This window comes from Burkholderia sp. Ax-1719 (assembly GCF_011753055.1).
Taxonomy (GTDB): Bacteria; Pseudomonadota; Gammaproteobacteria; order Burkholderiales; family Burkholderiaceae; genus Paraburkholderia.
Genome location: NZ_VWWJ01000018.1, coordinates 97114 through 116914 on the forward strand (window position 1 = coordinate 97114; position 19801 = coordinate 116914).

Consider the following 19801-nt stretch of genomic DNA (forward strand, 5'->3'; position numbering starts at 1 on the left):
ACTTTCCCTTTCCTTGCCGCTTATCTGCCGAAAAGAAAAACCATCGTCCCTGAAGCATCTGCCGGGCCTGCCGTGCTCATTCGCAATTGCGAATCGGCGCCCAGCTGATGCATCCATGTTTCGTAGGCGCCTTCGAGAAATGCTCCGGCCCACGCAAGACTATCTGCGCCAAACACCGCCTTGAGCGGCGCATGGTAATGCGTCAACACCAGCCAGTCCTGAGCTTCGCGAATCTCCACCACACCCCAGCCCAGTTCGCTCCAGACGCGGTTCATCGCGTCCTGCATCTCGACGACCGTGCCCGCGCCCGCGAGCGCGTATTGGCGGGCGAACTGGCCGCCCGCGCCGCGCATGAGCTGCGTAAGAAGCCGGGGCGTCAGGTTTTGCGTCAGTTCCTGCGAGAAGAAAGACAGGAACGGTTGCCATTGCGGTGCAGGCGTGGAATTCATGGCATATCGATGCGCCCTGCCGGGCGGCGCACATTGCTACTGCAGAACTGGGAAAACGGCCCTGAGCACCATTCGGGCAGTGACCGACGTTTTGCGCAATGATCTCAAACGTAGCGCGCGCCGGATTATACTTTTTATTCATCCGGTTTTTATTTTTAAATTTGTGGGGAACCGCACAATCTGTCACTCCTGCGCGACAAATTAATCACGTAAAACGTTTGCGACTTAAAGGGGGCACGTCGAAAGTATCGGCGGCGTAACGGATTGTCATATTCATCAGACGAGTAATTGGCGTGCACCGCTTTTCCTCGGGTTTTCCATTACGAAAAGCTGTCAAGGCGTGGCGATGGAAGGAACGGCGTTCCCTTCGGCGTTCGCGTCAAGGGTCGGCTGAGTCGCAATCGGCGCGCGTGGGGCAAGCCGCGTTTCTCTCGGCTGCCACGTTGGGACCGGTGTCTCGGGCGCGGCTTGCGCCATACCGTGCCGCCATTGCCCGGTTTCGAGATCGCCATCCCAGAGCGGCCCATGAACCTCCAGATCGACCGCGCCCTGAGGATGCGCTTCGAAGAGTTCCGCGTAAATCGCCTGGGCGATTGCCAGCCGCGCGAGATCTTCCGCACGTGCGTGCGCAAAGGTTTCGTCGTGCACCCTGGGCACCATCAGCGAAAACGGCCTGTCTGCAGCACCGATCCGAATGAAGGTCACACTGACGCCGTGCACGACGATGACGCTATAGCGCGCCATTTCGTTTCCACACCCCAGGAAACGAAACATGAATTCGGTGGTTTTCATTTTTTATTGTGACCTTCTCTACCCGCGAACGTATGCGGGCATGAGGTCAATCTGATTTATGTTTTATCTGCGTCCGGCGCGCACGCACAAAAAAGGCTGCCGTATCGTCTGATGTGGCAGCCAGTCAATCCTTTGGTGCAGCGGCAATCACCGGATGGTCGATCGCGTGTTCCATCTGAAATCGCGAGCGGGAAAATCCTAGCATATGAGGGACTGCTTACAATATCGCGTGAATATGAATTTCCGATTCATTTGTTTATATATTGGGAGCAAACGTTTGCATTTTTATTGCGCGGACGACACCGCGAATCCACGCTGACGCATTGCGTTTTTTTGCCCGTCTGACTTTAGGGTTGCATCGGCGGGGCAGGCTTTTTCTTCTGAACAAAGCGCACTGCAAGTTGCTTTCGTATGTGGCGGATAAGTCATCGCTTCAAGTCGTCATCCGCCATTTGCAAGCGACTTATGTGCGGTAGGTAACAACGGCGATTGACGCAATGTGGGAAACCTCCCATATTTTCTTCAAGCGGCGGGAATGAATCCGGTCGCGTCGCTTTCCGGCTTTCCTGCGCATGTTGATCGTGTTCCGCGATTGTTCGCCGATCGCTTCAACAACGATCCTGAGCATGCCGAAATGGCATCGCCACCACGGTGGGGCTACAGCATGTCTGCTCAGACTATTCGTGACCAGCATTTGCCCGCGGCATGCAAGCACTGTGGCGCGATGCTCAAGGAGTACGTCGATAGCTGCCCTTACTGCGGCGCGAAGCGTCCGCTGGAACTGGCTGCCTTGCGCGTGCGCTCCAGAAACCCGTCGCTCGCGTCCGGTGCGCCTTCCGTGCCGGCCAATATGACCGTGAGGGATCATCCGCAGATCAAGCCTGAATTCCAGCCTCACACTACAATCGAGCACGAATCCGCGCCTGGACAGGTCAAGACGCGCAGTTTCCCCAAGGTAATGTTGCTCGTGCTGCTATTTCTTGCGCTCGTCTACGCTGCGTACCTTATGCTGGGCGGCAATCGTAAATCCGATGGCGCGAGCGACGATCAAGGCAGCCATTCGCTGGTTGGATCGATTTTGCCCTACTTGCCGCACCCGCTCGCGAAGTCTTCCGACAGCGCCAGCACCAGCACTCCCGCGCCGCAGGCCGATACCCCGAAGCCCGTTCCCGCGCCCCAATACAAGGACGTTCCCGACAGTTTGCGCGCCGCGCACGCCAGCCTGGCCGCGAACAATTTGTCTGACGCAAAGGCCGCGGACAGCGCCGCTTTGGCCCGCGACGCCGGCAATAACGACGCGCAGGCCATCCAGCGCGATATCGCCACGCGCGAACAGCAACGCGACAGCGCCCTGCAAAACGCCGATCGATGCGCGAACCAGCATGATTGGGCCTGCGTGCAGCAGCAGGCATCGCAGGCGCTCGCGATCGATTCGAGCAGCCAGCAGGCGCAATCGCTGATGGAGCGCGCGATCCTGTCGACCGCATGGGCGCCGCAGGCTTCGGCGACTGCCGCGGCTCCGGCTGCTCCGGCGGCATCGGGCGCCGCCAGCAACGACAACGCCGTCGACGCGCGCCAACGCGCGATCCTGCAAAACGGCTGGAAGCAAGCCACACCGTCCGGCTCGGGCCATTGAAGCGGTTTCCCCTTTTTTCGAAGTCAGCCTTCCATCACATCCCCAGCGGGAGAGAGACATGCTGAAGACGACTCTAGCGGCACTGGCGGGCCTGATCGCCCTGCTTTCCTCGACGTTCGCCGTCGCCGCCTCTGCAGACGCGCATTACAAGATCACCACCGGGCCGGAGCGCGGCACCTATATCCAGATCGGCCAGGATCTCTCGAAATGGGTCGCGCAACCGGCCGGCATCGATCTCGAAGTGCTGCCCTCTAAAGGCTCGGCGGAAAACGTCCAGCGCATGCGTTTCGAGCCTGGGGTGAAGCTCGCGCTAGTGCAGTCCGACGTCTATCAGGCTTATGTCGATATGGCCAATTCCGGCAACCAGGATGCCGGCACGACGATCCGTCCATTGCGCCTCATCATGCCGCTCTACGACGAGGAGATTTATTTCGTCGTACGTAACGATTCGCCGATGAAGAATATCAACGAGATCAAGGACAAGACGATCAGCGTCGGCCTGATTGGCAGCGGCACCGCGCAATCGGCGACCACGCTGTACCGTCTGATGTTCGGCCAGCCGATTCCCGACCAGAATGCGCAGCATTTGAGTAATGAAGACGCGCTGGCCGCGCTGATCGTCAAGAAGATCGACGTGGCGATCATCGTGGCCGGACAGCCCGCGAAGCTGTTCACCGACATGAATCCCAGCCTGCTCCAGCAGATCCGCTTTCTGCGCGTCGATCCGACCGCGCCCGAGACGGCGCGCGCCAAACAGACCTACTTTCCCGCGACGATCCACACGTCGAGCTATCCCAACTGGCTGAAGGAAGACGTGCCGACATGGACAGTCAAGGCTTTTCTCGTCACATACGACTACAACCTGCGCGATACCGTCGGCAACCTGAAGCGCTTCGCCGATTCCTTGTGCGAGAACTTCGATAACCTCCAGGAGCACGGCCACCCGAAGTGGAAACAGGTCAAGCTCGAACTGCCCGGACTCGGCAAAGGCTGGCAATACTATCAGCCGGTCGAGCGGCGGCTGAAAGCCTGTTTCGCGCATCGTGCGGCGATGCAGGCCTCGGCGGGGACCAGCGCCCCGCAGCAGGCCACCTCCGGGCAGACCATCAACGGTCGGCCCTGTACGGATCAGGAGCGTCTGCTTTTGCTGTGCGGAAAGCAGTGACGCTGTCAACGGATCGCGTGCATCGCACTCTTCAACCGCGCGCGGTGCACGCGATTTTCATCAGCACTTTGGCGGGGCCAACCGGCTCGACCTGCTCGAAACGGATATCGGATTCGAGCGCGCGTGCAATCTCGTTGCCGTCGGCATCGTAGGCCAGCAGACTTGCGAGGCCGACTTCGCGCGCATGGCAGCGAAAGGCGAAGAGCGCGCGGTCGTCGGTTTCCTTCTTATCGCCGATCAGATTGGGCGGGTCGAAATCCGTGCGCGTCCAGACCTTCACGACGCCACGCTCGGCCGCGATGGATGCGGCGTCGTAATAGATCGTCGCGCCTGAGTCGTGTGACAGCAGATGCCATTGCACGGCGCTGGCCGGCGCCACGTGAAAGAGAAGCCACAGGTAGGCGAGTGTCGCGGCCAGACCCTTGAAAAGTGGCTTATTCATGCTGTGCACCTTGCGGTTTGACTCCACGCGCCTCGTCCTCCTCGAATGCGGGCAAACGCCAGCCGCGCCAGATTGCAACCAGACGCAAGGTCAGGCCCAGCACGAAACTCACGGCGGTATTCACGTCCTGATCGACGCCCGCCGCGCGCAGCAGCAGAAAAAGCCCGCCCGCAAGCAGCGAAACGCTCGCATACAACTCGCGCTGAAACACCACGGGCACGCGGTTGCACAGCACATCCCGCAGCACGCCGCCGAATACGCCCGTCATCATGCCCGCGATCATGACGACTGGGACCGGGTAGCCCATCGTCAATCCCACGTTGCAGCCGATCAGCGTGAACGCCATCAGCCCCATTGCATCCAGCACGAGAAAGATTTCACGCAGATGACGCAGAAAAGGCGCGATCAGCGTTGTCAGCAAACCTGCGGACAGCACGAGGTAGAGATAGCCGGGATGCAGGGTCCACGCGACCGGAAAGTGTCCCAGAAAAATATCGCGCAAGGTGCCCCCGCCTAGCGCCGTCACAAAGGCAATCACTAACACGCCAAAAACATCCAGATTGCGGCGACGCGCGGCGAGCGCGCCGGTCATGGCTTCGGCGGTAATGGCGACGAGATAGATGAGATTCAGCATGCTGCGCACCTCGACGTCACGATTTGGACATGCGAATGCAGATGCAGCGGGAAGCCCGCAAACAGCGGAGGAACAAACGGCAGAAAAAACAAAGAAGCGCGCATAAGAACCTGAGAAAGAACAAGGCGGATTTTGGGCCTGCCTTGTACGCCTCTCCCTCTGTCCTTTTACCTGAGAGTTCGGGCCCGCATGCGGGCCTGCCCCTTCGGTGGACCGCGATGCAGCGCGCGAATAGCGCATGAAACGCAGCCTCTCTCCAGTCGGCGAATGTCTTTCGTGGTACGTCTGCCTGAGCGATTCCGGGAGCTTGCGCCTTCGGCGGAGGCCTGTCTGCCTCTCTCTCCCACGAAAGAATCGGCGCAATTATGGGTGTCATGGGTCGATCATGTCAAATCACTGACATGTGCTGACTGAAAGCTGTCTGCACGGTCAGTGAACGATAATCACCGCCGTTGCTGCGTTTCATGCAGCCTGATTTTCGGCCCGTTTCCCGAATCAATCCTCCCTTCGCCACGGCAAGGACACTTCATGCCAGATGCAGCTCCCCGCTCGCAACGCGTCGCCCCGCTCTTTGCGCTCCTGCCCTTTCTGCGCCCCTATGCCGGGCGCTGGGCGCTCGCGTTTCTTGCGCTTCTCACGTCGGCGGGCGCCACGCTGGCCTTGCCCGTCGCGTTCAAATATCTGATTGACCGGGGTTTCGCCAGCGGCGATCGCACGCATATCGACCGCTATTTCATTGCGCTTTTCATCGTCTCGCTGATCCTCGCGGCGGCGACAGCACTGCGCTTCTACTGGGTCTCCTGGCTGGGCGAACGCGTCACCGCGGATTTGCGGCGCGCGGTCTACGACCACGTCATGCGCATGAGCCCCGAGTTCTTCGAGACCACGCAAACCGGCGAAGTACTCTCGCGCCTCACCACCGATACCACGCTGATCCAGGCGGTGGTCGGCACGAGTCTGTCACTGGGCTTGCGCAACGCGCTGCTGACGATTGGCGGCGTGACCATGCTGGTCACCACCAGCCCGGTGCTGTCCGGCTACATCATCGCTACGCTCGTGGTGGTGGTCGCGCCGATCGTCATCTTCGGCCGCCGTGTGCGCAAGCTTTCGCGCGCGAGCCAGGACAAGGTCGCCAACGCGAGCGCGCTTGCGGGCGAAGTGCTCAACGCCATGCCGACCGTGCAGTCGTACACCCAGGAAGGCTTTGAGACGAAGCGCTTCGGCGGCGCGGTGGAAACGGCGTTTGACACGGCGCTCACGCGGATTCGCGCGCGTGCGGGCCTGACCGCCGTGGTGATCGTGTTCGTGTTCGCCGCCATCGTTTTTGTGCTGTGGCTGGGCGCGCAGGCCGTGCTGGCCGGGCGCATGACGGCGGGCCAGCTGTCCCAGTTCATTCTCTATGCGGTCTTCACGGCGGGCGCGGTGGGCGCGGTCGCCGAAGTCTGGGGCGATCTGCAACGCGCCGCCGGTGCGACCGAAAGGCTGCTGCAATTGCTGGCCGCGCGCTCGCCGGTGGTTGAGGCCGCAACCACCGTGCCGCTGCCCGCACAAGGCGAAGGCATCCGCTTCGACAACGTGAGCTTTTCGTATCCGTCACGGCCAGGCATTGCCGCGCTCGACGGCTTCACGCTCGACGTGCGGCCCGGCGAACACGTCGCGCTGGTTGGGCCTTCAGGTGCGGGCAAGACCACGCTGTTCCAGCTGTTGCTGCGCTTTTACGATCCTCAATCCGGGCAGATTCTGATCAACGGCGTGCCCACGCAGCAGGCCTCGCTGCATGCGTTGCGCCAGTCGATCGGCGTGGTGTTGCAGGAGTCGGTGATATTTTCGGGGAGTGTGCTCGACAATATCCGCTACGGCATGCCGGATGCGAGCCTCGAACAGGTGAAGCGCGCCGCCGCCATGGCCGCCGCTGCGGACTTTATCGAGGCGCTACCGCAAGGCTACGATACCTTCCTTGGCGAACGTGGCGTGCGCCTGTCCGGCGGTCAACGTCAACGCCTGGCGATTGCACGCGCGATCCTGAAGAACCCGCCGATCCTGCTGCTCGATGAAGCCACCAGCGCACTCGATGCGGCCAGCGAGCGGCTCGTGCAGACCGCCCTGGACAACGCTGCGCTCAACCGCACCACGCTGGTGATCGCGCATCGTCTGGCCACCGTGCAGCAGGCCGATCGCATCGTCGTCATGGAGCATGGGCGCATCGTTGCGCAAGGACGTCACGCCGAACTGCTGCACACCTCGCCGCTCTATGCGCAGCTCGCGGCGCTGCAGTTCGAAATGACGTCCGGGGAACTACCGGCGCGCGTTTGATGAGCGATTGATGTGCGATTCAACGCCACGGCGCGCTGCGAGAAATCAGGCGAAGCGCACGCAATTGCGGCCGTCTTTCTTGGCTTCGTAGAGCGCGTCGTCGGCCACGCCGAAAGCTTCGCGGTAGCCATGATCCGTGGGCGCGTTACGCCAGGTATGCGTCGCGCCCATGCTCAGCGTGACCACGCCCAGCGGCGAGCCGCGATGCTCGATACCCAGCCGCTCCACGCCCGAGCGCACGCGCTCCAGCGCGTAGCCCAGTTCCGCGCGCTCGACGCCGGTGAGCAGAAGCGCGAATTCCTCGCCGCCCACGCGGCCCGCAATCATGTTGTGCTCGTCGGCGGCTTCGCGCAGCACCTCCGCGACCGCACGCAGGCAACCGTCGCCAGCCGGGTGGCCATAGGTATCGTTGTATTGCTTGAACCAGTCGATATCGACCATCACAGAACCCACGCCCTCGCCATCCGGCGTGTCCTGCCAGCGGTGGTGCACGCTTTCGAGCGTGCTGCGGCGGTTGAACAGTTGCGTGAGCGGATCGACAGCCGAGGCCATGCGCAGACGCAGATCGTTCTCGATCATCTCGCCCAGGTGGCGAAGCACGCCGCGCGCGTTGGCGTCCATACGGCGCGGTGCGGGGTCCATCGCGCAGAGTGCGCCGATCGGCTCGCCATCCGGCAGACGGATCGGCACGGCCGCGAAGAAACGCACATGCGGCGGATATTGCACGAGATCGCAGCCCTGCACATCGGCGCGCTCATGCGTGTCCTCGACCACGAAGACGCCACCGTTGCGCAACGCATGCTCGCTCAGCGAGCTATCGCGCGGCGTGTTCGCCACCAGCGTGCCCAGATCGCCGCAGAAGTGCTGATGCGCGGCGTCGAGCAGCGTCACGGTGGTGTAGGCCGCGCCCGTCACGAACTTGAGGATGCCGGTAGCGTGGCCGAAGCACTCGCGCATGACCTGATCGTCATGCAAAAGCCACTCGACGACTGACGGCTCCGCGTGAGTGGGTTGGAAGCCGGTCATGAAGATCTGCGGGCGCGAGGCGGGACGATCGGAGCCGATGAGCAAGGACACGATAGCTTCAGTTGAGTGCGATGCCTTTTTAACGGCCCGAAGCGGGCAAAGTTTAGCGAAATCCGTACCCGATCTTTTTTACCGATTTCTTACTGCATTTGTAGGACGAATGGCTCTAACGGGGATCGCGCGACACTCTATTGATTTGGAGTTCGAACTAATAAAGTTTGATACGCGCACCCAGATATTTTCGAACAATCGTTAGATCGGCGGCGATTCCGGCGGCACCGAAAAGTGGTGTTGCCTGATCTTCCACACACTCGCATGCTGCGCGATCACCAGCGTCGTGCGCATGCGCGCGCGAGACGTCCGCTTGCCGCCTTCCAGCACGAACGCGAAATCGCCGAAACCCTGCGCGAGAAAACAGTCGTCGGCGAGCCACAGAAAATGCTGATCGACGAGATCAAGCGTGGCCGACTCGAGCACGTCCTGATAGGACGCGAAATACGCGTGGATCGCCGCGCCGCCCACGCAATGATCGGGGCGTCCGCCGAAGAACAGCGCGTCTTCCGTGTAAAGAGCGGCGAATGCATCGGGGTTCCAGGTGCTGGCGGCAGCGTTCCAGGCCGCCTGAATTTCGGCCAGAATCATCCGCGCCGTAGCGGTGTTCAGGTTCATCTACGTGTCTCCAGAAAGGCTCAATAAAGCGCGAATTGCGCCCAGTCGAACGCTTTTTCGATTGTTCCCCCAATGCTACCCGTTAAAATCCCGGGTTTTCTTCCAACCGGCCTTTCCCGATGCAACCCGCTTCGCCCTCGCAATCCGCGCCTCACCCCATCGACGACACGCCCGTCGGCCGCGACCTGGTCTACGGCCCCGACGACAAGCCCGCCCCCACCATCGCCTTCGTGGCCGCGCTCCAGCATCTGCTGGCCATTCTCGTGCCGATCGTCACGCCCGGCCTGCTGATCTGCCAGTCGCTGGGCGTCTCCAGCCGCGACACCACGCTGATCGTGTCGATGTCGCTGGTGATTTCGGGCATCGCTACCTTCCTGCAATGCCGCCGCTTCGGCCCGCTCGGCGCGGGGCTGTTGATCGTGCAGGGCACCAGCTTCAACTTCGTCGGCCCGCTGATCGCTGGCGGCAGCCTGATGGTCAAGCAGGGCACGCCGGTGGAAACCGTCATGGCGGCGATCTTCGGCGTGGTAATCGCGGGTTCATTCGTCGAAATGGCTGTCTCGCGCATTCTGCCCTTCATCAAGCGCCTGATTACGCCGCTCGTCACGGGCATCGTGGTGCTGCTGATCGGCCTCACGCTCATCAAGGTGGGCCTCATCAGCATGGGCGGCGGCTACGGCGCCATCGCCAAGGGCAATTTCGCCAGCGCCGAAAACCTCACGCTCTCGGGCGTGGTGCTGGGCACCATCATTCTGCTCAACCGCGTGCCGATCGTCTGGGTACGCAGCACGGCGCTGGTGATCGCACTGGTGGTGGGCTATCTGGTGGCGGCCGCGCTCGGCCGCCTTGACTTCACGGGCGCGCGCGAAGCCGCGCTGTTCCAGATCCCGACGCCGCTGCACTTTGGCATCGGCTTCTCGTGGTCGCTGTTCGTGCCGATGCTGATCATCTATCTCGTCACCTCGCTCGAAGCGATCGGCGACGTCACGGCCACCAGCAAGATCTCGCGCCAGCCCGTGGAAGGTCCGTTGTGGATGCAACGAATCAAGGGCGGCGTGCTGGTCAACGGCGCGAATTCGCTGCTGGCAGGCGTGTTCAACACGTTCCCGAGTTCCGTGTTCGCGCAGAACAACGGCGTGATCCAGCTGACCGGCATCGCCAGCCGTCATGTGGGCGTGTGGATTGCCGGCATGCTGGTGGTGCTGGGCCTGTTCCCGCCTGTCGCTGGCGTGCTGCAGGCCGTTCCGGAGCCCGTGCTGGGCGGCGCGGCAATGGTGATGTTCGGCGCGGTGGCGGCGTCGGGTATCAATATTCTCTCGGGTATCCGGCTTGACCGCCGTGCGCTGCTGATTATCGCGGTATCGCTGGCGCTGGGCCTGGGTGTGTCGCAGGTGCCGGAGATTCTCACGAGCCTGCCGCATGCGCTGAAGAACGTGCTGGAATCGGGCGTGGCGACGGGCGGCATCTGCGCGCTCGTGATGAACTGGTTCCTGCCGGAGCGCAATTAAGCGCGGATCATCCCACGCGCTTCAAAGATGCATCGGTCATTGCGCCAGCGCGCCTTGACCGATGCCGCCGGGGCCTCGGCCCTTCGCGGAGCGCCCGGCCACCACCCTGTCCCGCCCCGCAGCTTTCGCGCGATACAGATTCGCATCGGCGCATTGCAGCGGGTCGTCGGCATGCGATTTCCCGGCCTCGCAGGTGAACACGCCCAGCGAAATCGTCACGCGTCCCGCCGGGCTTTTCGCGGGAAGGTCGAGCTTGCGCACGGCGCTGCGCATCGCCTCGGCAATCGATAGCGCCGACGCCGTCGCGCAACCCGGCAGCAACACCACGAACTCCTCGCCGCCATAACGGCTCACGGCATCGCCCTGGCGCCTCAAACAGCCTTGCAGCGCGTTGGCGACCAGCCGCAGACAATCGTCGCCCGCGGCATGCCCATAGGCGTCGTTGAACAGCTTGAAGTGATCGACATCGACCATCAGCACCGATAGCGGCTGCTCCTGATGGCGCGCCACGAGACATTCGCGCGCGTAGGCCATGTCGAACCAGCCGCGGTTGTAGAGACCGGTCAACGCGTCGCGGTTGGCCTTCTCTTCCAGATCTTCGTTGATGCGCGCAAGGCGCGAATAGAGCATCGAGATTTCGACGAGCAGCGCCGCCAGCAAGGCCGACGACGCGATCACCGACGCCACGCGCGCCCCATACCAGCCGAGCGTAAAACGCGCCGATCCAGCGAGCGTGAGCGTCACATCGGCGAGAAAAGCCAGCAGCGCGATAGTGAGCCAGAGATCGAGCACGGTGCGCAAACGCCCGCTGGCGAGCTGCGCCGCGAGCGCCGCCACCGAGACGATCACGACGTAGAACGCAACCGGACTATGGCGCAGCAGGCTATAGGAGCCGTCCTTGATGAGCATCGGCAGCGCGTCGCTGAAACGCACGGCGACGATGCAGCCAAGCACGCTGCCGGCGAGCGCCAGCAGAATCAGCCAACGCGCGTGCTTGAGGCGAAAAATAAAGCGCGACTGCGCCAGCCAGTGTGCGGTGAAGCCGAGCAGCACCAGCGTGGGAAAGCCGCCGTGCCAGAGCACCCAGATCCAGACTGCGGTCTGCTTGCTCGCGCCCAGCAAACCGGTGGGCGAAAACACGCCCGGAAAAATCAGCAATTGGACTGCGCACGTCAGGCTGCTGAAAGCGTAGGCCGCCGACAGCGCCGCATCGATCGTCGACTTGCCCATGCGATAACGCACCCACATGAGCAGCGAGGTAATCGCTTCGGTGATCACGACCGCCGTGCAGAAGATCGGCACGAAGGGAACGCAGGCGGGCAACGCGTCGGAAGCGAACGGCAGGATCAGCGCCACCAGCACGCCGATCCCCAAGGCCAGTCCCAATGCGATCCAGCGATGCAGATGGGTCGGACGCCGTGAGGTGATCAGCTTGCTCATGCAGTTTCTGGGCGGCCCGAGGACGCGATAAAGGCGATGATGAAACGCGCCACGGCGGCTGGCGTGAGCGCGCCGCCGTGGTCAACGCCTTTATAACGGCGACGCGCGCGACGACCTTTAGCGCCGTCGTCGCCTATCGGCCCTAGTGCTTACCCGGCGTTAGCACCACGCGAAAGCGCGCCTTGCCACTCATCATGCGATCGTAAGCTTCGGCGGCGCGCTCTAGCGGGTACTCCTCGATCATCGGCTTGACGTCCGAGATCGCGCTGAATGCCAGCGTTTCCTGCGAATCCGCCGCCGTGCCCGATGGCCAGCCCTGCACCGATTGCCGCCCCATGATGAACTGCGTGACCGGCACTTCGACGGGCTCCTGCGCCACGCCCACCATGATCAGCTTGCCGTTCACGCCTAGCCCCGCGAGCGCCGCGCTCATGGCCTCGCCGTTGGTGACGGTGGCCAGAATCACGCGCGCGCCGCCGAGCGCCTGCAGGCTTTCGCCGACGTTCTGCGCCGAACTGTCGATGTAATGATGTGCGCCCAGCTGCCTGGCGAGCGGCGCCTTGTCCTGGCCGCGCGCGATCGCCACCGTCACGAAACCCATCTTGCGCGCGAACTGCACGCCCAGATGCCCCAGCCCGCCGATACCGAGAATCGCCGCCACATCGCCCGCCCGCGCGCCGCTGTGGCGCAGCGCGTTGAAGGTGGTGATGCCTGCGCAAAGCAGCGGCGCGGCGTCGACATCCGAGAGATCGTCGGGCATGCGCGCGAGCGCCTCCTGCGGCGCGACCATATATTGCGCGTAGCCGCCGTCGTAGCTGATGCCGGGGATCTGCGCGTTCTGGCAAAGCACGAAGTCGCCGTGCCGGCAGCGCTCGCAATGGCCGCAATGGCCGCCGTGCCAACCTACGCCGACGCGCTGGCCAACGCTCCAGCCTTCGACGCCCTCGCCCGTGCGCTCAATCACACCAGCGATTTCGTGACCCGGCACGCGCGGAAATTGCAGACCGGGCCAGTGGCCTTCCTTCGTCAGCGAATCGCTATGGCAGATACCGCAGGCCTGCACCTTGATCAGCACGTGGCCTGCGGCCGGTTCGGGAATGTCCCGCTCGACCAGTTCGAGCGGTCCGCCCGCGTTCGCTACCTGCACTGCCTGCATCGTTGGCATCGTCTGCTCCTTGAATGGGGAAGCGCGGCGTGCGTTCGTCGGTATCGGTCATGCGACGCCGCGGGTGAGTGACGCGCTAGCAGCGTACTCCAGCGGAAAAAATCGCCGCGCATGGGCGGCAGGCGGCGGACGGCGTGCAGCCGATCAGGGTGTTTCGGGCCTGGGGGCGTTTTTCTCGGGCAGCGGCTGGTCGAGGCCAGGCTCTGTCGGCGCGGGAACGGCATCGCCAATGGGAACCGAGATTTCTTCGGGCGGCGATTCGGGCACCTCGTCCGGGTGAGGTTGTGGGGCGGGCTCAGGATCGGTGGGCTTCGACTTGGGCGGCAGCGGTTGATCGAGGCCGGGTTCGGTGGGCGCAGGCACGGCATCGCCGAACGGGCGGTTTTGCTCCGATGGCAGGATCGGCGGGGCGTCGTCTGCCAGCGGGCGCTGGACAGGGTCCGTTGGATCAGCCGGAACTGCGCTGGGTAGATCAATGTGGGTGCTCATCGTTGCGTCCTCCCGTCTCGTTGGGCTGGCATGCCCTGGAGTCAAGCACGCGGCGTGCCGTGTAATTCGGGGCGTAATCAAATTGTCAATGCAGTTGATTATCATTTGCAATTTTTGATCGGCGGACGGCGGATGGAAACGGTCGAGAGCGCGTTGGCGCCGGGCTTGGGTGATGCGGTCGAAAGCGTGGGCGCGGTTGATCGCGCGGTCGTACGTTACGACGCCCTTACGCGTGTGCTGCACTGGATTTTCGCGGCCGCAATTCTTTACGCCACGGTCGCGGGCTATGCGCTCGCGCAACTGCCCGATGGCCCGCTGCGCGAGTGTCTTTCGCGTCTGAATATGTCGATCGCGACGGTGCTGATCGTGCTGTTTCCGCTGCGGGTCTGGTGGGCGTCGGTGCGTGTGTCGCCGCGCCCGCTCGCCGGCGTTTCGCCGATGCAGCGCTTGATTGCGCATGGCGTGCATCGGCTGCTCTATCTGACGATTTTCGCCGTGCTGGCGAGCGGCTATCTGATGGTGCCGAAAGGCTATGAGTTTTTCGGCGTGGTCGAAATTCCGACGCCGTTCGAGCAAGGCGCGCTGACTGAACGGCTATTTGTGTTTCATCGCGCGAGTTGCGCCGTGCTGGCGGGGTTGGTGCTGCTGCATGTGCTTGCGGTGGTGAAGCATCAGTGGATCGCGCGTAATGGTGTGCTTAGGCGGATGGTTTGAGGGCTTGTAAACGCGCCACGGCTGCGTGCTTCACCCCACCACTTCCCGCACCTCATGCCCAATCCGCTCGAACGCCTTGACGCGCGCGAGTTCCACGCCCTGCACGATCGCGCCTAGCAACACCGCATCGGTGCCCGTAGTCGATATCGCCAGCTCTGGCGCAGGAATCGGCAGCCACGCGGCCAGATGCTCGCGAATTGCGGGCAGCAAAAGCGTGCCGCTATGGCCGATACCGCCGCCCAGCACCACCAGCGCCGGATCGAGAATCGGGATGATCGCCGCCAGCCCCCACGCAAGCTGACGCGCCTCTTCCGCCACGCACGCCAGCGCGCGCGCATCGCCTTGTTGCGCGGCGACGAATACGGCCTCCGCATTCGATACATCGAGCCCTAAACGCCGCGCATTCGCCACCACACCCTTGGCCGCAGCGAAGGATTCGAAAGTCGATTCACCCGCAACCAGCTCAGCCACAGGCTCGCCTTGCACGGCCAAAACAGGCGCAGGCCGCAAAACCGCGATCTCTCCCGCGAACCCATGCGCCCCACGATGCAGCTTGCCGTTCGCGACGATCCCCAGACCCACGCCGGTGCCGATCGACATGAACACAAAGTTCTCCACGCCGCGCCCGATGCCATGCGCCTGCTCGCCGAGCGCGGCAAGGTTGATGTCGTTCTCGAAGACCGTTTCCTCGCCCAGCGCTTCGCGCAACGCGGGCACGAGGTCCGCGCGCTCCCAGTCGGGCAGATTGGGCGCGAGATGCAGTCGGCCGTCCTTCGCGTCGAACACGCCCGGCGAGCCGAACACGGTCGCCAGCACGTCGTCGTCGGCAATGCTCTGCTCCGCCAGCAACGCCCGCTGCACCGCGACGATCTCGCCGACGAGCCGCGAAGGATCGCCAGGCGTCGCCAACTGCACACGCGCCACCACCAACCCCGTGAGGTCGGCGAGCGCGCCACGCACCCACGCCGCCCCCACGTCGATCGCCAGCACGAAACCAGCCCGCGCTCGCGGCATATAGAGCCGGGGCGCACGACCCGCGCTGCCCTCGCGCACGCCGCTCTGCTCCACGAGTCCCAGCCGCTCCAGATTCGCCAGCGCGGCGTTCACGGTCACTTTTGACAAGCCGGTGCTTTCCGCCAGTTGCGGGCTGGAAGCCGGGGCCAGCGAAAGCAGGTGCTGATAGATCGCCCACTCGTTGTCCTGGCGCACGAAGGCCGGGCCGCGCGTGACCGGCGCGGACGATGAAGGCTTGCGGTGAGACTGGTTCATACGTGATCCGCTGCGTGGCGCGCCATATCAACGCGCGAGGGTGCTCGATGGGGTGCCCGATCCTATCAACGCCATGGCTTGCTGGGCAAGGATCGCCAGTTCGCCAGCGGATTCGGGTTCTCCCCGATTTTGACTCGATTGCATTCGTAAAGAACCTTTCCTATCATTCACCCATCAAGCCGACGAAGCAAAAAAAGACGCGGCAACGATGTTTGGCAAGTCCCCTTTCCCATCGACGAGAACGCGGCGCGCGCCGCATGGAGACACAGCAATGGGCGATTCCACCTGGCAGACCAACGCCGACGCCAACACCGGCGCGGCCCACGCGCCGACTACCGCGAGCCCTGCCGCCGATTCCGACACCCCGCATTTCCGCCGCTCGGTGGGCCTGTTCCCGGCCATTGCGGTCAACATGATCCAGATCTGCGGCGTCGGGCCGTTCCTCACCATTCCCGCCATCGTGGCGGTGATGAACGGGCCGCTGGCCGTGATCGGCTGGATCTGCGGCGCGCTGCTGGCGATGGCCGACGGCCTCGTCTGGGCCGAACTGGGCGCAGCGATGCCAGGCGCGGGCGGTACCTATCTCTACGTGCGCGAGGCGTTCCAGTACCGCACCGGCAAGCTCATGCCCTTCCTGTTCGTCTGGACGGCCATGCTGTCGATCCCGCTCATCATGAGCACGGGCATCATCGGCTTCGTGCAATACCTGGGCTTCTTCTTCCCGAATCTCACGCCGTGGCAGTCGCACGTGCTCGGCATCGTCGTGGTCGCGCTGGTGGTGCTGGCGCTCTATCGCCGCATCGAATCGATCCGCACGCTCAGCACGATCCTGTGGATCATCATGATTCTCGCGGTGGGCCTCACCACGGCGGCGGCATATTCGGATTTCCATCTGCACATGGCGCTTGCCCTGCCGCCCGACGCGGGCAACATCGGCAAGTTCTTCACGGGGCTGGGCGCGGGGCTGATCATCGCCATCTACGATTACGCGGGCTATAACACCACGGCCTATATGGGCGACGAACTCAAGAACCCGGGCCGCACCATGCCCGCGTCGATCATCGTGTCGATCCTTGCGATGATGGTGTTCTATCTGGCGATGAACATCGGCGTGATCGGCACGGTGCCGTGGCAAGACGTGGCGAAGTCCACTTCCGTGGCTTCGCTCGTGGTCGAGCGCAACTGGGGCCACGCGGCGGCGGCCGTCGTCACGGTGCTGATCTTGATTGCGGCGTTTGCATCGGTGTTCGCAGGTTTGCTGGGTGGTTCGCGCGTGCCCTTCCATGCCGCGCGTGACGGCGTGTTTCTCGCCGCCTTCGGCAAGCTGCACGCGAAGCACGATTTCCCGCACGTCGCTCTGCTGGTGATGGGCGTGGTCACGGCGGCGGGCACGTTTTTCGATCTCACCACCGTCATCAATATGCTGGTTGCCGTGGCCGTGCTGCTCCAGTCGGTTGCGCAGATCGCCGCGCTCACCGTGCTGCGCCGCCGCCAGCCGACGCTTCGCCGTCCTTATCGTCAATGGCTCTATCCGCTGCCAAGCGTGCTCGCGCTGATCGGCTGGCTCTATGTGTTCTATGCCACCGACCGCCAGTCGCAACTGATGTCCACGGGCTGGATCGTGCTCGGGCTCGTCGCGTTTCTGATCTGGGCGCGTTTCGCTCGACAATGGCCGTTCGGGCCGAAGAACGTGCGCGAAGTGTTCCTCGAACGCCAGCGCGCCGAAGACGCCGCCCAGCACTAAACCGCATTCATCGCATCATGAAAGACATCGAAACCTCCAACCTGCCTTCGCCTTCTTCATTCGCGCTCGCCATCGACTTCGGCGGCACCAAGATCGCGATGGCGACGGCAAGCGGCGCGGGACTGCGCCTCGGCACGCGCGAGATTCCCACGCTCGCGAGTGAAGGCGCGGAGCGCGTCATGCAGCGCACTTTCGCGGCGGCGCGCGAACTGGTCGAAGCAACTACCGCGCAAACCGGCCAGACGTTGCGCGCCATCGCCGCCGTCACGCCCGGCATCGTCGAGCCGGACGGCATCCGCCTCGCGCCCAACAATCCGGGCTGGGAGCGGCTTGCGCTCAAGGACGTGCTGCGCGATCACTTCGATGTGGCGAGCGTGAGCGTGGAAACCGACGTGAAAGCCGCCGCACTCGCCGAGGCGCGCGACGGCGCGCTCAAAGGCGTCGATTACGGGCTCTACGTAAACGTGGGAACGGGTCTGGCGGCCGCCGCGGTGGTGGGTGGCCGCGTGCTGCGCGGCGCGCACGGCGCGGCGGGCGAGATCGGCTATCTGTTGCGCGGCGTGCCCGGTGAGCGCCATTTTGCCGATGGCGCTGCGCCGCTCGAAGAGCATGTTTCGGGCGCGGGGATTTCGGCGCGGGCGTCGGCGTTGCTCGGGCGGGCGGTGAGCGCGCGGGAAGCGTTCGCGCTCGCGGCAACGCAGCCGGACGTGGCCGCGCTGATCGACGATGCACTCGATGCGCTCGCCCTGCATGTGGCCAACGTCGCCATCATGCTCGACCCCGCACGCATCGCGATTGGCGGCGGCATGGCGCGCGTGCCCGCCGTGGCGACGCGCATCGAAGCGCTCGTGCGCCGCGCCTTGCCGTATCCGCCTGAAGTCTGCATCGCCGCTTTCGGTCATGACGCGGCGCTGCAAGGCGCGATCGTCGCCGCTGCCGATGCGTTGACGTCGCGATAGTCCTCGCGCATGCGTGCGGGGCGTCGCATCACGCCCCGCGCCCGCATGCCTTCACTGCGCCGCGCGCAGCTTGCCCACCTGCTCCGCCGTCACCGTGCCCTGCTTCGAGCCGAAATGGCTCAGCACGAAATTGGCGACCGCCGCGATATCCGAATCGGTGTACGCGCCCGCGAAGCCCGGCATCTGCTGCAAGCGGCCGTTGACCGTCAGCGAAGTGCCGTTGAGCAGGACCTGCACGAGCGCAGCGCCCGATGGATCGTTGACCGCGTGGCTGCCCACCAGCGAGGCATAGTCGCTCTGGCGGCCCGCGCCGTTCCATTGATGGCAGCCCACGCAATCGCCCGCGAACAGCCGCTGGCCGCGTTCGAGCGCCGGGCCCGAAGCAGACGCGCCCGGCAGCACCGCATTCGAAGCGCGCGCCGCCGAAGGATCGAGGTTGATCGTCGCGGCTTCGTTGGTCTGTGCGCCGGTCGCGGGCGCGACGCTGCGCAGATACGTGACAAGCGCCGTGATATCGCCGGGCGTCAGATACTGCAGGCTATGTTCGACGACATCGGCCATCGGTCCCGCCGCCGAACTGCGCCCCGGCGCATGCCCTTGCGACAGATACTGCGCAACCTGCTGATTGCTCCACGCGCCAATCCCGTAACTTTGGTCCGAGGTGGTGTTGTACGCCTTCCAGCCCTCGATTTCCGCGCCCGACAGATAGTCGCGCGACTTCATCGCGAAGCCCACGTTGCGCGGCGTGTGGCACTCGCCGCAATGGCCGAGCGCCGTCGCGAGATACGCGCCGCGATTCCATTCGACGCTCTTCGCCGGATCGGTCGCAAAGCGCTGCTCATGGAAGAACAGCACGTTCCACACGCCCATGCCCACGCGCTGGTTGTACGGGAACGACAGCGTGTTCGCGGGCGGCGCTTGATGCACGGCCGGCAAGCTCAGCAGATATTGCTTGATCGCCAGCACGTCGTCGCGGCTTAGCTGTGTGTACGAGGTGTACGGCATCGCCGGGTACAGATTGCCATGCGAGCCGATGCCCGCGCGTACGGCCTGCACGAAGGCGTCGTCGCTCCAGTTGCCGATGCCGGTGTCCTTGTCCGGCGTGAGATTGGTGGCGTAAATGGTGCCGAAGGGCAGCTTGAACGGCCGCCCGCCCGCGTAGGGCGTGCCGCCTTGCGCCGTATGACAGGCGACGCAATCGGCGGCTTTGGCGAGATATTCGCCGTGCGCCACGGTGGCCGCCAGATCGGCGGGCGTGCCCGCGATGGGCGGTTGCGGCTCGCTGCCCGCGGGCGAGAGCCAGGCGCGGCCGCACAGGACGGCGGCGGCTACGACCGCCGCGAGCGCCGTATAGCCGATGATTCTGCGAATTTTCACGATGTATGGG

Annotated in this window: 18 protein-coding genes and 1 riboswitch; of the genes, 7 read left to right on the plus strand and 11 right to left on the minus strand. The window is 63.8% G+C overall.

The features are described from left to right. Window positions 1–20: 20 nt before the first annotated feature. Complete coding sequence (locus F3J17_RS25205) at window positions 21–449, minus strand: cellulose synthase (protein ID WP_167065469.1); 429 nt, start codon at window positions 447–449, stop codon at window positions 21–23. Between the two features lie 333 nt (window positions 450–782). Then, window positions 783–1241 carry a hypothetical protein gene (locus F3J17_RS25210; RefSeq protein ID WP_205194949.1) on the minus strand — a complete coding sequence of 153 codons (459 nt, stop codon included), beginning with the start codon at window positions 1239–1241 and terminating at the stop codon, window positions 783–785. A 664-nt stretch (window positions 1242–1905) separates the two neighbouring features. Here F3J17_RS25210 and F3J17_RS25215 point away from each other — a divergent pair. After that, window positions 1906–2877 (plus strand): zinc ribbon domain-containing protein, encoded by a 972-nt coding sequence (locus F3J17_RS25215; protein ID WP_167065474.1) that lies wholly within the window; start codon window positions 1906–1908, stop codon window positions 2875–2877. A 58-nt stretch (window positions 2878–2935) separates the two neighbouring features. Next, window positions 2936–4042: a TAXI family TRAP transporter solute-binding subunit gene (locus F3J17_RS25220; protein ID WP_167065476.1), complete on the plus strand. Its 1107-nt coding sequence runs from the start codon at window positions 2936–2938 to the stop codon at window positions 4040–4042. A gap of 31 nt (window positions 4043–4073) precedes the next feature. Here the strand turns inward: F3J17_RS25220 and F3J17_RS25225 are convergent, their stop codons facing one another. Next, entirely contained in the window at window positions 4074–4484 is a 411-nt protein-coding gene (locus F3J17_RS25225; protein WP_167065478.1) for a surface-adhesin E family protein, read from the minus strand. Then, the gene (locus F3J17_RS25230) at window positions 4477–5118 is read right to left on the minus strand and encodes a trimeric intracellular cation channel family protein (protein ID WP_167065480.1); all 642 of its coding nucleotides are present in this window, start codon (window positions 5116–5118) and stop codon (window positions 4477–4479) included. Before F3J17_RS25230 ends, F3J17_RS25225 begins: the two co-directional genes overlap by 8 nt. A 267-nt stretch (window positions 5119–5385) precedes the next feature. Continuing rightward, window positions 5386–5474, minus strand: a riboswitch (glycine riboswitch). A 172-nt stretch (window positions 5475–5646) separates the two neighbouring features. Between F3J17_RS25230 and F3J17_RS25235 the strand changes: the two genes are divergently transcribed. Continuing rightward, window positions 5647–7431, plus strand: a complete 1785-nt coding sequence (locus tag F3J17_RS25235; RefSeq protein WP_167065482.1) for an ABC transporter transmembrane domain-containing protein — start codon at window positions 5647–5649, stop codon at window positions 7429–7431. Window positions 7432–7476: 45 nt separating this feature from the next. Here the strand turns inward: F3J17_RS25235 and F3J17_RS25240 are convergent, their stop codons facing one another. Continuing rightward, window positions 7477–8508, minus strand: a complete 1032-nt coding sequence (locus tag F3J17_RS25240) for a sensor domain-containing diguanylate cyclase (protein WP_345891248.1) — start codon at window positions 8506–8508, stop codon at window positions 7477–7479. A 201-nt stretch (window positions 8509–8709) separates the two neighbouring features. Beyond that, a complete protein-coding gene (locus F3J17_RS25245; protein WP_167065484.1) occupies window positions 8710–9126 on the minus strand; it encodes an SgcJ/EcaC family oxidoreductase in 417 nt (138 codons plus the stop codon). Window positions 9127–9245: 119 nt separating this feature from the next. Here F3J17_RS25245 and F3J17_RS25250 point away from each other — a divergent pair, with 119 nt between their 5' ends. Beyond that, window positions 9246–10634 (plus strand): uracil-xanthine permease family protein, encoded by a 1389-nt coding sequence (locus F3J17_RS25250; RefSeq protein ID WP_167065486.1) that lies wholly within the window; start codon window positions 9246–9248, stop codon window positions 10632–10634. A gap of 36 nt (window positions 10635–10670) precedes the next feature. Here F3J17_RS25250 and F3J17_RS25255 read toward each other — a convergent pair whose 3' ends face one another. From F3J17_RS25255 to F3J17_RS25265, 3 genes are all read right to left on the minus strand, one after another. Next, the gene (locus F3J17_RS25255) at window positions 10671–12074 is read right to left on the minus strand and encodes a sensor domain-containing diguanylate cyclase (protein WP_167065488.1); all 1404 of its coding nucleotides are present in this window, start codon (window positions 12072–12074) and stop codon (window positions 10671–10673) included. Window positions 12075–12216: 142 nt separating this feature from the next. Beyond that, window positions 12217–13239 carry an alcohol dehydrogenase gene (locus tag F3J17_RS25260; RefSeq protein ID WP_167065489.1) on the minus strand — a complete coding sequence of 341 codons (1023 nt, stop codon included), beginning with the start codon at window positions 13237–13239 and terminating at the stop codon, window positions 12217–12219. A 144-nt stretch (window positions 13240–13383) separates the two neighbouring features. Continuing rightward, a complete protein-coding gene (locus tag F3J17_RS25265) occupies window positions 13384–13728 on the minus strand; it encodes a hypothetical protein (protein WP_167065492.1) in 345 nt (114 codons plus the stop codon). A 132-nt stretch (window positions 13729–13860) separates the two neighbouring features. On the opposite strand from F3J17_RS25265, the gene F3J17_RS25270 reads away from it, so the two are divergent. After that, a complete protein-coding gene (locus F3J17_RS25270) occupies window positions 13861–14442 on the plus strand; it encodes a cytochrome b/b6 domain-containing protein (protein WP_167065494.1) in 582 nt (193 codons plus the stop codon). Window positions 14443–14472: 30 nt separating this feature from the next. On the opposite strand, the gene F3J17_RS25275 is transcribed toward F3J17_RS25270, so the two are convergent. Then, window positions 14473–15711 (minus strand): ROK family transcriptional regulator, encoded by a 1239-nt coding sequence (locus tag F3J17_RS25275; protein WP_167065496.1) that lies wholly within the window; start codon window positions 15709–15711, stop codon window positions 14473–14475. Between the two features lie 271 nt (window positions 15712–15982). Here F3J17_RS25275 and F3J17_RS25280 point away from each other — a divergent pair, with 271 nt between their 5' ends. Beyond that, complete coding sequence (locus F3J17_RS25280) at window positions 15983–17455, plus strand: APC family permease (RefSeq protein WP_167065500.1); 1473 nt, start codon at window positions 15983–15985, stop codon at window positions 17453–17455. 17 nt (window positions 17456–17472) lie between these two features. Further along, window positions 17473–18414 carry an ROK family protein gene (locus tag F3J17_RS25285; RefSeq protein ID WP_167065502.1) on the plus strand — a complete coding sequence of 314 codons (942 nt, stop codon included), beginning with the start codon at window positions 17473–17475 and terminating at the stop codon, window positions 18412–18414. Between the two features lie 51 nt (window positions 18415–18465). On the opposite strand, the gene F3J17_RS25290 is transcribed toward F3J17_RS25285, so the two are convergent. Further along, window positions 18466–19791 (minus strand): cytochrome c, encoded by a 1326-nt coding sequence (locus tag F3J17_RS25290; RefSeq protein WP_167065504.1) that lies wholly within the window; start codon window positions 19789–19791, stop codon window positions 18466–18468. Window positions 19792–19801: the final 10 nt, after the last annotated feature.

Coding starts and splice junctions, on each gene's coding strand:
- F3J17_RS25235 (WP_167065482.1), top strand. CDS start 5,647: ATGCCAGATGCAGCTCCCCGCTCGCAACGCGTCGCCCCGCTCTTTGCG.
- F3J17_RS25210 (WP_205194949.1), bottom strand. CDS start 1,241: ATGAAAACCACCGAATTCATGTTTCGTTTCCTGGGGTGTGGAAACGAA.
- F3J17_RS25225 (WP_167065478.1), bottom strand. CDS start 4,484: ATGAATAAGCCACTTTTCAAGGGTCTGGCCGCGACACTCGCCTACCTG.
- F3J17_RS25285 (WP_167065502.1), top strand. CDS start 17,473: ATGAAAGACATCGAAACCTCCAACCTGCCTTCGCCTTCTTCATTCGCG.
- F3J17_RS25215 (WP_167065474.1), top strand. CDS start 1,906: ATGTCTGCTCAGACTATTCGTGACCAGCATTTGCCCGCGGCATGCAAG.
- F3J17_RS25255 (WP_167065488.1), bottom strand. CDS start 12,074: ATGAGCAAGCTGATCACCTCACGGCGTCCGACCCATCTGCATCGCTGG.
- F3J17_RS25230 (WP_167065480.1), bottom strand. CDS start 5,118: ATGCTGAATCTCATCTATCTCGTCGCCATTACCGCCGAAGCCATGACC.
- F3J17_RS25275 (WP_167065496.1), bottom strand. CDS start 15,711: ATGAACCAGTCTCACCGCAAGCCTTCATCGTCCGCGCCGGTCACGCGC.
- F3J17_RS25250 (WP_167065486.1), top strand. CDS start 9,246: ATGCAACCCGCTTCGCCCTCGCAATCCGCGCCTCACCCCATCGACGAC.
- F3J17_RS25270 (WP_167065494.1), top strand. CDS start 13,861: ATGGAAACGGTCGAGAGCGCGTTGGCGCCGGGCTTGGGTGATGCGGTC.
- F3J17_RS25220 (WP_167065476.1), top strand. CDS start 2,936: ATGCTGAAGACGACTCTAGCGGCACTGGCGGGCCTGATCGCCCTGCTT.
- F3J17_RS25265 (WP_167065492.1), bottom strand. CDS start 13,728: ATGAGCACCCACATTGATCTACCCAGCGCAGTTCCGGCTGATCCAACG.
- F3J17_RS25205 (WP_167065469.1), bottom strand. CDS start 449: ATGAATTCCACGCCTGCACCGCAATGGCAACCGTTCCTGTCTTTCTTC.
- F3J17_RS25260 (WP_167065489.1), bottom strand. CDS start 13,239: ATGCCAACGATGCAGGCAGTGCAGGTAGCGAACGCGGGCGGACCGCTC.
- F3J17_RS25245 (WP_167065484.1), bottom strand. CDS start 9,126: ATGAACCTGAACACCGCTACGGCGCGGATGATTCTGGCCGAAATTCAG.
- F3J17_RS25280 (WP_167065500.1), top strand. CDS start 15,983: ATGGGCGATTCCACCTGGCAGACCAACGCCGACGCCAACACCGGCGCG.